This is a genomic window from Gordonia sp. NB41Y (assembly GCF_030718915.1).
Classification (GTDB): domain Bacteria; phylum Actinomycetota; class Actinomycetes; order Mycobacteriales; family Mycobacteriaceae; genus Gordonia; species Gordonia desulfuricans.
On sequence record NZ_CP132196.1, the window covers coordinates 3,710,289 to 3,724,494 of the forward strand.

The 14,206-nt window shown below is 64.5% G+C and carries 13 protein-coding genes; 9 read left to right on the forward strand and 4 right to left on the reverse strand.

Annotated elements, in window-relative coordinates:
- Positions 1-215: 215 nt before the first annotated feature.
- The 3 genes from Q9K23_RS16030 to Q9K23_RS16040 all read left to right on the forward strand — a co-directional run bounded on the left by Q9K23_RS16030 (position 216) and on the right by Q9K23_RS16040 (position 4,378).
- Positions 216-1,181 (forward strand): alpha/beta hydrolase, encoded by a 966-nt coding sequence (locus Q9K23_RS16030; RefSeq protein WP_261978071.1) that lies wholly within the window; start codon positions 216-218, stop codon positions 1,179-1,181.
- 107 nt (positions 1,182-1,288) lie between these two features.
- On the forward strand, positions 1,289-2,911 hold the full coding sequence (locus Q9K23_RS16035; RefSeq protein ID WP_053778360.1) for an NAD(P)/FAD-dependent oxidoreductase: 1,623 nt from the start codon (positions 1,289-1,291) through the stop codon (positions 2,909-2,911).
- Between the two features lie 93 nt (positions 2,912-3,004).
- Positions 3,005-4,378 carry an NAD-dependent succinate-semialdehyde dehydrogenase gene (locus tag Q9K23_RS16040; RefSeq protein WP_020790023.1) on the forward strand — a complete coding sequence of 458 codons (1,374 nt, stop codon included), beginning with the start codon at positions 3,005-3,007 and terminating at the stop codon, positions 4,376-4,378.
- A gap of 171 nt (positions 4,379-4,549) precedes the next feature.
- Here the strand turns inward: Q9K23_RS16040 and Q9K23_RS16045 are convergent, their stop codons facing one another.
- The gene (locus tag Q9K23_RS16045; RefSeq protein WP_020790029.1) at positions 4,550-5,263 is read right to left on the reverse strand and encodes an IclR family transcriptional regulator; all 714 of its coding nucleotides are present in this window, start codon (positions 5,261-5,263) and stop codon (positions 4,550-4,552) included.
- 123 nt (positions 5,264-5,386) lie between these two features.
- Between Q9K23_RS16045 and Q9K23_RS16050 the strand changes: the two genes are divergently transcribed.
- Complete coding sequence (locus Q9K23_RS16050) at positions 5,387-6,583, forward strand: 4-hydroxybenzoate 3-monooxygenase (RefSeq protein WP_082366065.1); 1,197 nt, start codon at positions 5,387-5,389, stop codon at positions 6,581-6,583.
- 93 nt (positions 6,584-6,676) lie between these two features.
- Here the strand turns inward: Q9K23_RS16050 and Q9K23_RS16055 are convergent, their stop codons facing one another.
- Together Q9K23_RS16055 and Q9K23_RS16060 are read right to left on the reverse strand one after the other, a co-directional pair.
- On the reverse strand, positions 6,677-7,306 hold the full coding sequence (locus Q9K23_RS16055; RefSeq protein ID WP_020790026.1) for a hypothetical protein: 630 nt from the start codon (positions 7,304-7,306) through the stop codon (positions 6,677-6,679).
- A 780-nt stretch (positions 7,307-8,086) separates the two neighbouring features.
- Positions 8,087-8,401: a hypothetical protein gene (locus Q9K23_RS16060; protein ID WP_020790028.1), complete on the reverse strand. Its 315-nt coding sequence runs from the start codon at positions 8,399-8,401 to the stop codon at positions 8,087-8,089.
- Positions 8,402-8,534: 133 nt separating this feature from the next.
- On the opposite strand from Q9K23_RS16060, the gene Q9K23_RS16065 reads away from it, so the two are divergent.
- Positions 8,535-8,780, forward strand: coding sequence for a helix-turn-helix transcriptional regulator (locus Q9K23_RS16065; protein ID WP_053778378.1), 246 nt, complete (start codon positions 8,535-8,537; stop codon positions 8,778-8,780).
- A gap of 811 nt (positions 8,781-9,591) precedes the next feature.
- On the opposite strand, the gene Q9K23_RS16070 is transcribed toward Q9K23_RS16065, so the two are convergent.
- The gene (locus Q9K23_RS16070) at positions 9,592-10,749 is read right to left on the reverse strand and encodes a hypothetical protein (RefSeq protein ID WP_020790022.1); all 1,158 of its coding nucleotides are present in this window, start codon (positions 10,747-10,749) and stop codon (positions 9,592-9,594) included.
- A gap of 404 nt (positions 10,750-11,153) precedes the next feature.
- Between Q9K23_RS16070 and Q9K23_RS16075 the strand changes: the two genes are divergently transcribed.
- The 4 genes from Q9K23_RS16075 to Q9K23_RS16090 all read left to right on the forward strand — a co-directional run bounded on the left by Q9K23_RS16075 (position 11,154) and on the right by Q9K23_RS16090 (position 14,184).
- On the forward strand, positions 11,154-11,435 hold the full coding sequence (locus Q9K23_RS16075) for a hypothetical protein (protein ID WP_053778362.1): 282 nt from the start codon (positions 11,154-11,156) through the stop codon (positions 11,433-11,435).
- Positions 11,432-12,052, forward strand: coding sequence for a hypothetical protein (locus Q9K23_RS16080; RefSeq protein ID WP_053778363.1), 621 nt, complete (start codon positions 11,432-11,434; stop codon positions 12,050-12,052). The genes Q9K23_RS16075 and Q9K23_RS16080 overlap by 4 nt, the downstream gene beginning before the upstream one ends.
- Positions 12,053-12,161: 109 nt before the next feature.
- The gene (locus Q9K23_RS16085; RefSeq protein ID WP_152972876.1) at positions 12,162-12,554 is read left to right on the forward strand and encodes a hypothetical protein; all 393 of its coding nucleotides are present in this window, start codon (positions 12,162-12,164) and stop codon (positions 12,552-12,554) included.
- Positions 12,555-12,789: 235 nt separating this feature from the next.
- Positions 12,790-14,184 (forward strand): IS1380 family transposase, encoded by a 1,395-nt coding sequence (locus Q9K23_RS16090; protein ID WP_305950200.1) that lies wholly within the window; start codon positions 12,790-12,792, stop codon positions 14,182-14,184.
- Positions 14,185-14,206 lie beyond the last annotated feature (22 nt).

Sequence of the window (14,206 nt, forward strand, 5' to 3'; positions counted from 1 at the left end):
GTCTCAACATCATGAACAAATGCGCGGTACGGCACCAATACCAAATGGGCCCCGATTGGTGCAGATCTGATCATCAATCGATGTGTGTCGGGGGGTGCGGCCGAGGTGTTTCACATCGGAACACAGCGGTGCCGAGCGCCGGTCATAGCTTTGGGCCATCGAGGTGGTGCCGATCACATTCAGACATCACCGACGATGGCCAACACATCCGGGCCGTGGACGGTCCGCAGAACCCCGAGGGCATCATCATGAGCAACAACAACTCCGCAGCGAGCGGCCCCACCGCAGTGGATCATGGCCGGAGTGACGTCCTGAGCGACCTCTACCGGGACTGGTCGGAGATCATGTCGTCGACCGAACTCACCATGCGGTTGTTCCGTTCGATCTTCGACGAATGGCATCAGCCCACCGTGGAACCGGAGGGTGTCACCTACCGGGAGGACGTCGTCGGGGGTGTCCCCGGGATCTGGGTGCAGCCGACGGATGCGGACCCCAGCAAGGTCCTGCTGTACATGCACGGAGGCGGCTTTGCGGTCGGCTCCGCCGCCAGCCACCGGAAACTGGCCGGTCACGTCGCGAAGGCGCTCGGGATGGTGGGCTTTGTCCTCGACTACCGCCGCGCCCCCGAATACCAGCACCCCGCCCAGGTCGAGGACGGTGTCAGCGTGTTCGACGCGCTTGTCGCGTCGGGAATCGCACCGGCCGATATCACCACGATCGGTGACTCGGCGGGCGGCAATCTGGCGATCGCGATCGCCTTGTCGTTGCGTGACCAGGACAAGGCAGGTCCCGGACAGGTCATCGCCTTCTCGCCCTGGCTCGACATGGAGAACATGGGCGAGACCCTGGTGACCAACAACGACACCGACGCGCTGATCACACCCGAACTGTTGGAGGGGATGATCGCCGGTGTGCTCGGCGATGCGGTGGATCGCACCACTCCGCTCGCCAATCCGCTGTACGCCGACTTCGTCGACTTCCCTCGGCTCTTCATCACCGCCGGGAGTGTCGAATCGCTGTTGGACAACGCCACTCGGTTGGCCGACCGCGCTCGTGCCGCAGGCGTCGATGTGACCCTGTCGATTGGCGAGGGGCAGCAGCACGTCTACCAGTTCCTGGCCGGCCGTTCGGATCTCGTCGATACCGAGTTCGAGCAGATCGCCAAGTGGATCAAGGCCTGAGCGTGACACCCGGCGAGAACAGCCGTTGAGAAATCCTGCTGTTCCCAACATCTTTCACCCGTAAACCTGCATTCGGCAACCGGATGCGAACACCCCGAGGAACAATCATGAATGCTCGATCCGTCCACACCGTCGACGCGGTGATCATCGGTGCCGGTTTCGGCGGAATCTACGCCATGCACAAGCTCGCCAACGAGCAGGGGCTGTCGGTAGTCGGCTTCGACAAGGCCGGCGGTCCCGGCGGTACCTGGTACTGGAATCGCTACCCTGGCGCACTCTCCGATACCGAATCCCATGTATACCGTTACTCTTTCGATCCGGAGCTCCTCGCCGACGGCACCTGGGCGAACACCTACGTCACCCAGCCCGAGATCCTCGACTACCTCGAGGGCGTCGTCGAGCGGTTCGATCTGGCCCGCCACTTCCGATTCGGCACCGAGGTCGTGTCAGCGGTCTACTCCGACGACGACAACCTGTGGGACGTGACCACCGGAGGCGGCGAGGTCTATCGCGCCACGTATGTGATCAATGCTGTCGGCCTGCTCTCGGCCATCAACGTCCCGCAACTGCCAGGCCTGGACCGCTTCGCCGGCCAGACCATCCACACCGGCGCGTGGCCTGAGGGAGTTAGTCTGGCCGGCTGTCGCGTCGGTGTGATCGGAACCGGCTCCACCGGACAGCAGGTGATCACCGCGATGGCACCGGAGGTGGAGCATCTCACGGTCTTCGTGCGGACCCCGCAGTACTCGGTCCCGGTCGGCAAGCGGCCGGTGACCAGCGAACACATCGACGAGATCAAGGCGGACTACGACGCCATCTGGCATCAGGTCAAGAACTCCGCGGTCGCCTTCGGCTTCGAGGAGAGCACGGTTCCGGCGATGAGCGTGTCGGAGGAGGAGCGTCGGCGGATCTATCAGGAGGCCTGGGAGTACGGTGGCGGATTCCGCTTCATGTTCGGCACCTTCGGTGACATCGCCACCGACGAGCAGGCCAACGAGACCGCCGCCGCCTTCATCCGCGAGAAGATCGCCGGGATCATCGAGGACCCCGAGACCGCGCGGAAACTGATGCCCACCGGGCTGTTCGCCCGCCGCCCGCTCTGCGACGACCACTACCACGCCGTGTTCAACCGCCCGAATGTCGAGGCGGTGGCGATCAAGGAGAATCCCATTCGCGAGGTCGTGGCCGACGGGGTCATCACCGAAGACGGTGTGTTGCACGAGCTCGACACCCTCGTCTTCGCCACCGGTTTCGACGCCGTGGACGGAAACTATCGGCGCATCGAGATCCGTGGACGCGATGGCATCGACATCAACGACCACTGGGCCGGCCAACCCACCAGCTACCTCGGTGTGGCCACGACCAACTTCCCCAACTGGTTCATGGTGCTCGGACCCAACGGCCCCTTCACCAACCTGCCGCCCAGTATCGAGACGCAGGTCGAATGGATCGCCGACACGATCCGCTATGCCGCGGCCAACGGGATTCGGGCGATCGAACCCACTGCCGAATCCGAAGCGCAGTGGACCGAAACCTGTACCGAGATCGCGGGTGCCACCGTGTTCACCAAGGTCGACTCGTGGATCTTCGGAGCGAACATCCCCGGGAAGAAGCGCAGCGTCCTGTTCTACCTCGGGGGACTGGCCAACTACCGTGCGACCCTCGCCGACATCGCTGCCGACGACTATCGCGGTTTCGACCTGTTGCCGGCTGCGGCCGCTGTGGTCTGACCTCACCAGAATCCGAAAAACATTGTCTTGATGTGGGTTCGGGCGTGAGATCCTCGCGCCCGAACCCGCCCGAACGAACCACGAGGAGAACACATGGGCTCGTACACGACGATCGATCCGGCCACCGGCGAGTTGGTCGCCGAGTTCCCGGAGATCTCGAATGCCCAACTCGACGAGCTCATCGGGCTCAGTGCAACCACCTACCGGTCATGGCGCCGCACGCCGCTCGCCGATCGTCGCGTGGTGCTGTCCCGCGTCGCCGAACTGCACCGAGAACAGGCCGACGACCTCGCCAAGATCCTCACGCTCGAGATGGGCAAGCCGATCGCGCAGGCAAGAGGAGAGGTGGAACTGGTCGCGTCGATCTACGCGTACTACGCCGAGCGCGCCGACGACCTGCTCGCCGACGAGCATCTGGACATCAGTGGCCCGGGGACCGCTGTTGTCCGGACCGAGGCCATCGGTCCGCTCGTCGGCGTGATGCCGTGGAACTACCCGTACTACCAGGTGGCCCGGTTCGCGGCGCCGAACCTCGTGCTGGGCAATACGATCATCCTCAAACATGCCCGGAACTGCCCCCAGTCGGCACTTGCCGTACAACGGATTCTGTCGGAGGCGGGGCTGCCCGATGGCGGCTACCTCAACGCTTTCATCTCATCCGATCAGGTCGCGCTGGCCATCGCCGACCCACGCGTGCAAGGTGTGTCGCTGACGGGATCGGAGCGGGCCGGGTCTGCGGTCGGGGAGGTTGCCGGCCGGCACATGAAGAAGTGCGTTCTCGAACTCGGCGGTTCGGATCCGTTCATCGTCCTCGATGACGCCGACGTCGATGCGGCTGCGGGCGCGGCGGCGGTCGGACGCTATGCCAACGGAGGGCAGGCCTGCACAGCATCGAAACGGCTTCTCGTGCACACCGATGTGTATGACGAGTTCGTCAGCAAGTTCATCGCGGCCACCGAGGGATGGGCGCCTGGTGAACCGACCGATCCCGAGACGATGCTCGGGCCGTTGTCGTCGGAGTCGGCGGCCGATGAACTCGACGGTCTCGTCGTCGATGCCGTCGATCAGGGGGCCGAAGTCCTGGTGGACGGATTCCGCCGCAGATCGGGCGCCTTCTATCCGCCGACCGTGCTCACCGCGGTCACCCCCGACATGCGCGCCTACGCCGAGGAACTCTTCGGCCCGGTCGCGGTGGTGCACCGTATCGGATCCGTAAAGGAAGCAATCGATCTGGCCAACGATTCACCGTTCGGTTTGTCGTCCAGCGTGTTCACCGGCGACCCGGACACGGCTGCGCACGTCGCCGCCGAACTCGAGACCGGGATGGTGTGGATCAACTCGACGAGCAGGTCGGCACCGGATCTGCCGTTCGGTGGAGTGAAGGCATCCGGCATCGGCCGTGAACTCGCACGCTTCGGTATCGACGAATTCGCGAACAAGAAGCTGGTGCGCAACACGAAGGGGTAGATCCTTCCGTGCCTTCGGGGAGCGCATGGACGGCCGATCAGCGAGTGGGCCCGGAACTGCCGACGGTTCCGGGCCCACCGCGTCGCTGTTGTCGGGCATCTGCCAAGGCGCCATTCGGCTTGACGGTGGCGAAATACCAAGGGGTAGAACACTACCGATGCGGATCGACGGTCAAGACAATCCGCGTGAGATCGCGCGGCCGGCGGTCTGTAGCGCCGTGGTGAGGGGAGTGCTGTCGGTGTCGAGGGGGACCACCACCGACAGGGCTGCGACCACCGTGGGGCCGCGGCGGATCGGTGCGGCGATCGCGAGGGTGCCCTGGTTCAGGTACTGGCGGGCGACGACGATGCCGGTCCGGCGGATCTCGGCGAGCAGGGTGCGCAGCGTCGGCTCGTCGGTGATCGTGTGCGGGGTGAACGCGCGCAGGCCCGCCGCGAGCACGGCGTCGTAGATGTCCTGATCGGCGTGCGCCAGCAGGACGAGACCACCGCTGGAGGCGTGTAGGGGTAGCCGTCCACCCATGCGTCCGACCAGCCCGACGGCGTCGTGACTGGACAGGCGTTCCAGGTAGACGGCCTCGAGGTGGTCACGGACCACCAGTTGCACGTTCTGCCGGGTGATGTCGTGCAGGTCCTCCATGAACGGCATTGCCACCGACCGCAACTCGTGGGCACGGGGTGCTCCGGTCCCGATCTCCCAGACCCGCAGGCCGATCTGGAAGCGGGAATCGTCGCCGCGCTCGAGCAGCCCGAGCCGGGTGAGTTCGCGGCAGATGCGGAACACGGTCGGTATCGGGAGGCCGGAGCCGGCCGCGAGCTCACTGATCGTCTGACGTGGGTGCTGCGGGCTGAAGAGTTCGAAAAGCAGCACGGCCCGCTCGAGCATCCCGGAGGGAACGTCAGAGGTTTTCACTCATCGAAAACTACCTGTTGTCCGGCCTGCCGAATCCGCGAACATGCTTTTCAATCGCAATTTCCGATCAAGGAGTGTCCCGTGAATGTTCCCCCGATCCGCACCCGAGTCGGCATCGTCGGGGCCGGTCCCGCCGGACTGATGCTCGCGCACCTTCTCCATCTGCAGGGTATCGAGTCCGTCGTCCTGGAGGCCCGCAGCCGGGAGGAGGTGGAGGGCACGATCCGCGCGGGGATTCTCGAGCAGAACACGGTCGACCTGCTGGTCGAGGCCGGTGTCGGCGATCGCCTACTCGCCGAGGGACACCGGCACACCGGAACCAAGATCAGGTTCGCCGGCCAAGGGCGCCGGATCGACTTCGAGGCGCTCACGGGCCGGGCGGTCACCGTCTATCCCCAACACGAGGTGCTGATCGACCTGATCGCGCGCCGCCTCGCCGACGGTGGGGACATCCGGTTCGGGGTCGGCGACGTCGAGGTGCACGAGCACACCGGAAGCCGGCCGTTCATCACCTTCGTCGACGGCGATGGCCAGAGGCAACGCCTCGAGTGTGAACTCGTCGCCGGGTGCGACGGATCGCGCACCGCCACAAGGAACCTCATCCCCGAGCCGGCGGTGAGAACCGACTACTTCCGGCAGTACCCGTTCGTGTGGTTCGGCACACTCGCCGAAGCGCCCCGTACCTCCGACGAGCTCATCTACGCCCACAGCCCCAGCGGTTTCGCGCTCTGCAGCACCCGCACCGAGACGGTGCAGCGGCACTACCTCCAGGTCTCGGTCGACGACACCGTCGAGGACTGGTCCGATGCACGGATCTGGGACGAGCTGCACCGACGGGTGGACGGACCCGGCGCTGAGGTCCGGGAGGGTGCGATCTTCGCCAAAAGTGTTCTGCCGTTCCGCAGTTTCGTGTGTGAGCCGATGCAGTCCGGCCGGTTGTTCCTCGCCGGCGACGCCGCACACACCGTTCCGCCGACCGGTGCGAAAGGCATGAATCTCGCGATGGCCGACGTGTGGGTCCTGGCCGATGCCATGACCGGATTCCTGGTGTCGGGGGATCGGCGAGGACTCGACGGGTACACCGCTGCGGTGCTTCCCCGCGTGTGGCGGGCACAGCACTTCTCGTGGTGGATGTCGACGATGCTGCACACCGCACCCGACGCGTCGCCGTTCGACATCAGGCGACAGGAGGCGGAACTGGACACCGTGACGAGCTCCGATGCCGGCCGGACGCTGATCGCGGAGAACTACACCGGACTGCCGCTGCGGGAGCGCGTGTACGAGAGGGTGTGACGGTGCGGTCGTGAGACAGAACTGGGGCGTGCCCTCGATGGAGGACACGCCCCAGAGATCGAACCGATCGATCCGGCGTAGAGAAGAACTGGGCTACGGAGTGTTCCACCAGGTCCAGAAGGCGCGGACCGTCTCGCCCTTGGCCTTGCCCTTACCGCAGTTGCCGTAACCGATGTCGGCGCCGATCACCGCACCGATTCCGGCGCCGATGACCCAACCGACGATGACGAACAATCCGATGAGGCCGCCGATCACGGCGCCGGCGATGACCGTCGGCGCGGCGCAGCTCCAGTTGTTGTTGGCCTTGCGGATCATGTCGTCATAGGCCTGCGCCTTGGTCAGTCGCTGTGGCTTCTTGTTGGCCACCTCGTGCCTGGTCGCCTGCGGCACCAGATCCGCGACGGTGCCGTCGGCCGAGAGGGTCGCCTTGAGCGGCACGACCTGGTCGGCGGCGGCGAAGTGCGCGAGGTCGATGGTCTCGGTGGTGACACCCGAGGCGTTGACGACATGCAGCGAGTTGCCCGCCTGCCGGAAGTGGCTGCCGTGGGCGAGCTCGACGATGATGGAGCCGTAATCGGCTCCGCCCAGCGACACCTTCGCGGCCCCGCCGTTCAGTGCGGCCCGCGATGCCGCAGGATCTGCGTGGGCCGTCCCCGACGGAACCACGAGCAAAGTGACCATGGCTGCGGCGAGCAAGCCCAGAATCGACGCGAAGCGCCTCATTCATCCCCCTAGTAATCGGCTGCAGCGAACCCGCAGCGTCGTCATGTAACCACAGAGGTTTGCCAAAGTGGATACTCGACAAAGAGATTGGTCTGGTTGAAGTACACCCGTGCCAGTATCTGTGCGAACACCGCCTGGGCGGCGCATGGTCGACGGTCCCGCCGAGGACGTGAATGTGTCGGGTATACCCCGGTCGCTGCGGCGGGGACTGCAACGAAATTGCTTGAAAGCAAGAAAGTTTGGGATAGGAAACGGTAGTGCTGTGCGCTCGAGGTGAGTACGGAGGGGGCGCCAGACGTGCGGCACGCATGAGGTCGTGGACGATGGGGCCATGCGGTACTGACCGCTTCTGCATGCCCCGAGCATGCGGAGGCCGCTTGGATCGTGGGATCGAGTCTGTCTTCGTCGCATCGTTGCGAGTGCGCTGTCGACGAGGGGGGCGCACAGCACGGGGATGTGGTTTTGCGGTTCGGGTGTTCGCCTGATCGAATTCGCTCGACCTGCGGTGATGGTAGAGCCGATGGCGCGAATCTAACTCGCGTACTCAGCTTGGGAACGTGTTTCGGCGGCCAAACGGGCGTTCGATCTACCTGCGTCGAAACGGTTCGTGATCACTCCATATGCGCTGCGTAACGGGCACTTTGGCGCGGTTTACACGCGGTACGGGGTGGGTCGTGGGCGGTCCATAAACACCCCGTAGTTACACCAGGTGGAGTGTCTGGGGAGTGTATGAGAGAGCCCGGAACCGCCGTGACGATTCCGGGCTCAAGGGGGTGTGCGTCAGGAGCCGGTGACGGCCAACTTGCACTGCCAGCACTCGTACGACGGCGAGTCGGCGGGGACGTTCTGCTGGGCGTTGCATCGCGGACAGACAACCGAGCGCAACCCCGTGGGGACCTTCACTTGCGCGGGCAGGAGCACGATGACGAGGAGCGCTATCCACCCGAAGAAGAATCCAGCGAGCGCCCATCCGGCTTGATCGCGGTTCTTCTTTCCGGCGAGGTAGCCCACGACGAGGCACAGCACGAAACAACTCACAACCCAGAACAGAAGAAACATCGCCGTCCAGTCGGACGCGGTATCAACTCCACCCATCGCTAGCTCCTGTCGTTGCCGTGTCCATGCGCATCTCCTTCGTTTTGTCGGTTTGACCGATATCTAACACCACCAGCGACTACGACCGTCTGGCTCTGGACCGTTTGGCTCTCGCCGTATGGGGTAGGTGACCGTGTCCGCCGACGTCAAACCTCCCCACAACGCCACGCTCGCGGCGTTTGGTGAGCGCGTGCGCGCACGGCGGCACGAACTCGGTTGGAGCCAGGAAGTCGCTGCCGATCACATCGGTATCCATTTCACGTACCTCGGTCGGGTCGAGCGCGGTCAGCGCAGCCTTCGCCTGGAATCGGTCTTGAAGATCGCCGCTGGCCTGGGTACGACGCCAGGGCGCTTGATGGACGGTCTACCTATCGAATAGCGAGAACCCCGCCTCACCGGACCAGGACGGGTCGGTGAGACGGGGTCTCGGTGAGGACGCCCCGGCTTGGGGTTCGGGGACGTCCATCTACGAGGGAGGGCAGCCCTCGTAGTTGTCGACGGGTTGGGCGTTCAACCCGCCTGCTTGGTGGCCGCGCTGCGGCCTGTCTGGGGTGGTTGAGCTCTCGGTGGGCCGTGTTGCGGGGTGCGCCGGGGGCCGTGGGGTAGGTAGCGGCATCTCAACGCTTCAACCGGGTTCCGGCCGGCGATCGGTACCGAGTTTTCATGGTGCCGAGGCTCCGGCCCATCTTGTATCCAGACACTGTCGTCGCGGCTACGTACGCCGCCGACGCCGGAATGGTGTGAGGCACCGCTCGCGGCGCTGGAGCCAGAAACCCGACAGCCGCGCCCGCGAGAGCAGCCCGACGAACCGTGCGCTTACGCTGCGCCCTGGCTGTCCGACGAGCCGCCGCGATCTCGGTAACGCCGTCCTCCGCGCGCCGTAGCGCGGCCTCGGCTTCGTCCAGAGCGCTGAGCACCCGCTTACCGGGCGTCGCCGCGAAGCGGCCCCGACTATCGCGGATGTAGTTGCGCGCTATCATGACGGCCCCGGTTGATTGCGCAACGCTCGGCGCTGCGCCATTTCTTCACCGAGGGATCGCAAGCCGTCGGCAGTCTTCGCGTCGACCCTGGGAGCCTTGCCCTGATAACGACCGCCATGGCTCGGTGGCGCGTCTTCGAGGCCCTGAGGCACCAAACCGGCACCCCAGGACATCTCCGACTCGAACTCGGACTTGGCCGACATGTCGCCGCTACTTCCAGTTCCAGGTAGGAGCTTCGTACGCGCCCGAAGCTTTGACCTGCACGATGCACGCTGCACCCCGATAGCGGACGCCCGTGCCAAACGAGCGCTGGAAGAACGAATCCTGCAGCGGGTAGCGCTGGTCTTTGCCGGGGATCATGCGCAAACCCCGGTACGCGCTGTTGGCGTGCTGCCGGAACGCAACCGGGTTGACGCCGCTGTTCGCGCCGCCGGTTGCCACAACGGCGATGTAGCCCTGCGGCAGAAAGTAACTCGGCACGATCCACGCCGGACCGTACGAGCCGCTCACCTCCAGCCCGGACCACTCGGCGGGCGCGATCTGGCCGACCACCGTCTCGCTCGTGAGGTACGGGATGGAACTGTTCGACGGGATGAAGTCGTACTTGGACTCGACGCTGTTGGTCACCTGGCCAGCGCGGAAAGTCGAGATGATCTCAGCTTCCTTGGGGTTGCACAGCACGATCAGCCGCGAAGCGCCGTCGATGCCGAAGCCCTTGGACGTGACCTGATTGATCGCGTCGGTGAGATCGCCGGGATCGAGCGCGGTATTGCCGCTGACGAGGTAGTGACTCGTGCTCGCCGGGAAGTCTTGCCCTGCGAACGACGGCGGGGTGATCCCGTCCGTGCCCGTGTAGAGGCCGTAACACGTCTGGCCCATCTCGTTGAGGACGGGAGCCGGATCGAAAAGCCGCCGCAACAGTGTCCCGGTGATGAGCCGGTTGTCCGACTCCATGGCACGGTTGACGAGGTCGTAGACCTGCTCTGCGGTGGCGCTGCGCAGGAATTTCCACGTCGCCCGCGTGGCCAGATCCCAGTCGCGCCAGTTGTAGCCGACGATCAGCGCGTCCGGCGCGGTCGCGATACCTTGCGGCTCACCGTATTCCGAGGCTTCCTCAAAATGATCGCCACCGATGGTCTGCGGGATAGCGTCCCCGACGGCGATGGTCGGATAGCTGATCAGCGCGGCCAGGGCGGTGCGCTTCCGATTCCAGGCCGACATGACCTGATTCGCCTCGTTCCAAATGACGTTGAGATCAACGCCGTCGGCCGTCTTGTTGACGAGGACGTCGCCGTGCGTGCTGTAGCCGCGAGCGTTGTCGCCACCGAACGCGAAGAACTGCGCCGGGGCGGGAGGGATGGTGGACATGCTGTGAACTCCAATTCGGAATGGTCCGGAATACCGGACGGTGAGAAACGAGAAATCCGTGACGCCTGGTCAACGGAAGCTCGGCCCTACCGAACTGGATGTGAAGTTGTGGCGCGACTGCGAGTCGCGAAGTATGTAGTTAGCGGCGGAGACTGTCACGCCGTGGAGAGCGCTGCTCTCGGTGCTGGCCAGTGTAACACCTTTGTGTTGCAACGGTTCTCAACGATCTACGTGCATCGTGCCGTGGCGCATGCGCGGCGTGGTAAGCTGTACGTACGGCGCACCCAGGGGGTGGCCGGATGTAGGGGCCGAGTCCCACATCGTTTCAGACAGAACTTGTCTGGGAGAGATGTGAGGGTGCTCGGCCTTTCTCGTTTCTTCCCGACACTATCTCGGGAGCGAATATGTCTCGTATCGCCACTTCGGCGGTGGACCCGGCTGCGGTTACCGTCACCACAACGCAAGTCGAACCGGCCCCCTGCATCCCAGGGATTGACCCGCTCGATATCAACAATCTCGATGAAGCGCAGGTGTTTGCCTACCTGCACGAGATCAATAGCCACATCACGAGGCGGATGATCCGCGATGCGGTTCTGCGCAAAGAACTGCGCGGAGTCCGCCGTGGCAACAAGGGGCTCTTCAGTCGCCGCGCTGCCCTTGCCTGGATGACCGGGGAGGACGCGTGAACGAGCATTTCATCGACCAGAGCGCGGCCAGTTTCGACGCGGGCAACTGGACTAACGCGAATGTTCACTTGTTCGAGATTCCTTGGGTTCGTTCACAACTCGACAGGAAGCTTGCCCCGGTGTCTCCGACCGCCAGGGATGTTCTGATGCTCATGTCGTATCTGGAGAGCAACGCGCCCGACCGGGAAAGGCAGCCCTATCGCGAGCACGGTTACAACAAGGAAGCACTGCGCGATCTGTGGTGTGAGGCCGGAAGCGCACACGACCTGGCGGTCGAAGAAGCCGCATTCGACAACTACGTGGAGCGAGTGGCAGATAACGGACGCCCCGCGCATTCGGTTCAGTTGTACGACTGGGCATACTACCGGGATCACCAAGGCGAACAACCCGACTATGACGATCCGCCGCAGTACGCGACAGGCGTCGTGACCTGGCCAGTTCTTCTGCACTCGTCGGTGGAGCGAGTGATGCTCGCGCTGATCCACGGCGGCTGCATGACATGCGGGCTATGCGGAACCGTCAAGGGCCGCATGTGCGACGTCGAGGGCTACGGGACTTCTTGCCGGTGTACTTCGGCGCTATCACGCGGGTGTATCCGGTCTGTGGCCGGTGTCTGAACCGTATCCGTCTCGCCTCCGACGAGCCTACCCGTGTCATCACTCTGGACGAAGTGCTTCGCTTCCGCCGCACCGGATATGAGGCGGACCGGCGACGAGAGGGGTTGTGATGAAGACTGCGATCGTGGCGGGGGCGGCGTGTCCGAAGAATCCGGACCTTCTGTTGGGCTTCGTGAAGAAGATCGTCTGGCGTTGGGGTGTCCGGATCGCCGTTGATGAGCGCGGCCGGGAATGGCTGGTGTCGCGGAGGCGCGGCGTGAGGCTCGTGGAGGCGTTCGAGATCGTCGATGAGGTCGTGTGCGGCGTACCCGCGCCGGTAGTGCGGCCAATGCGAGCGGTTTCCCAGGGCTCTGAGCATTCGCGTGGCGGGCTTGCGGCGGCGGTAGGCGGTACCGGCACCCCGCCAGGCTTCTCAACGGGTGAGGCCCGCTCAACGCTGGGCGAAGAGCGGGCCTCGTGGAGAGCGGGGACTTCTCCTGTGATCAGCGCTACCGATCACTAACAGCTTATCTCCGTTGTGGCGCAACGGATTCTAACTATGTACGGGGATCGCTGACCGGTCTTGTTGGGCAGGACGGTCGGCATTCTCCGGTCCATCTACACGTGAAAGGCAATCGTGCCTACTAACCTCGTGCTTTCACGCTGATTTCGTGTCGTGAATGAAGAATGGTGCCCTGACCTGGGATGATTGAGATTGCGAAGTCATCAATCGGACCAGATCGAGGAGCACCATTCAGGTGAGTAAGTCTACGTCGCCCTACCCCGTGCTGTCTGCAGATGGCACCGGAACCGGGGTGGTGTCGCAGGCCGGCGCCACGGTGTTGTTGCGGACAGCCGAGAAAACGGGCCTGACCACCGATTTATCGGACGCGTTGACGCCGTGGCGTAAACCCCTGGCGACCCACGATCCAGGCAAGATCATCACGGATCTGGCTGTGGCGGTCGCGATCGGCGGTGATTGTCTGGCCGACATCAACCAACTGCGCGCCAACCCCGCGGTATTCGGTCAGGTCGCCTCCGACCCCACGGTGTCACGACTGATCTCGGCGTTGGCCGCCGACGCCCCAGCGGCATTGACGGCCATCAACTCCGCCCGCGCTGCTGCCCGGGCAGGGTGCTGGTCAGCAGCCGGCACCACCGCCCCCGATCATGACGCCGATACTGGCGATCCGCTGATCGTCGATCTCGACGCAACCGTGGTGACCGCGCACTCGGAGAAACAGGATGCGGCACCAACCTACAAGCGCGGGTTCGGTTTCCACCCGCTATGTGCGTTTGTCGATCACGGTAGCGAGGGCACTGGCGAACCCCTGGCGATCCAATTGCGGCCCGGCAACGCCGGCGCCAACACCGCCGCCGATCACATCACGGTCACCGCCGCCGCACTCGAGCAGCTACCGACGGTGCAGGGGTATCGGGTCGGCAAGTCGGTGCTGGTGCGCACCGACTCGGCCGGCGGCACCCACGAGTTCCTCGGCTATCTCACCCGCCGGCACCTGGCCTATTCGGTGGGATTCGGGCTGACCGAGACCACCGCGGCCGTGACTGACCGGATCAGTCCCGAGGCGTGGACCCCGGCCTATGATGCCGACGGCGTGCAACGCGACGGAGCGTGGGTAGCCGAGTTGACCGGGCTGATCGACCTATCAGGCTGGCCGCAGGGGATGCGCGTGATCGTCCGGAAAGAGAGGCCGCACCCGGGTGCGCAATTGCGGTTCACCGACCGTGATGGGTTGCGGCTGACCGCGTTCGCCACTAACACCGTCCGTGGCCAACTCGCTGATCTGGAGCTGCGTCACCGGCGGCGGGCTCGATGTGAGGACCGGGTCCGTACCGCCAAAGACTGTGGCCTGACGAATCTTCCGCTGCACGGCTTCGATCAGAACCGGATCTGGTGCGCGATCGTGATGCTCGCCTGCGAGTTGATTGCCTGGACGCAGATGCTCGCGTTCACCGATCATCCTGCTCGCCGGTGGGAACCCAAGCGACTGCGCCACCGCGTGTTCTCGATCGCAGCCAAGATCAGCCGCCACGCCCGGCGAACCCGCATGAAGATGGCCACCCACGCTCCGCACGTCGATCTGCTACTCGACGGGATAGCAAGGCTTGCAGCACTTCCAGCGCCGGCCTGACCACCAGACCGACCAACCTTCG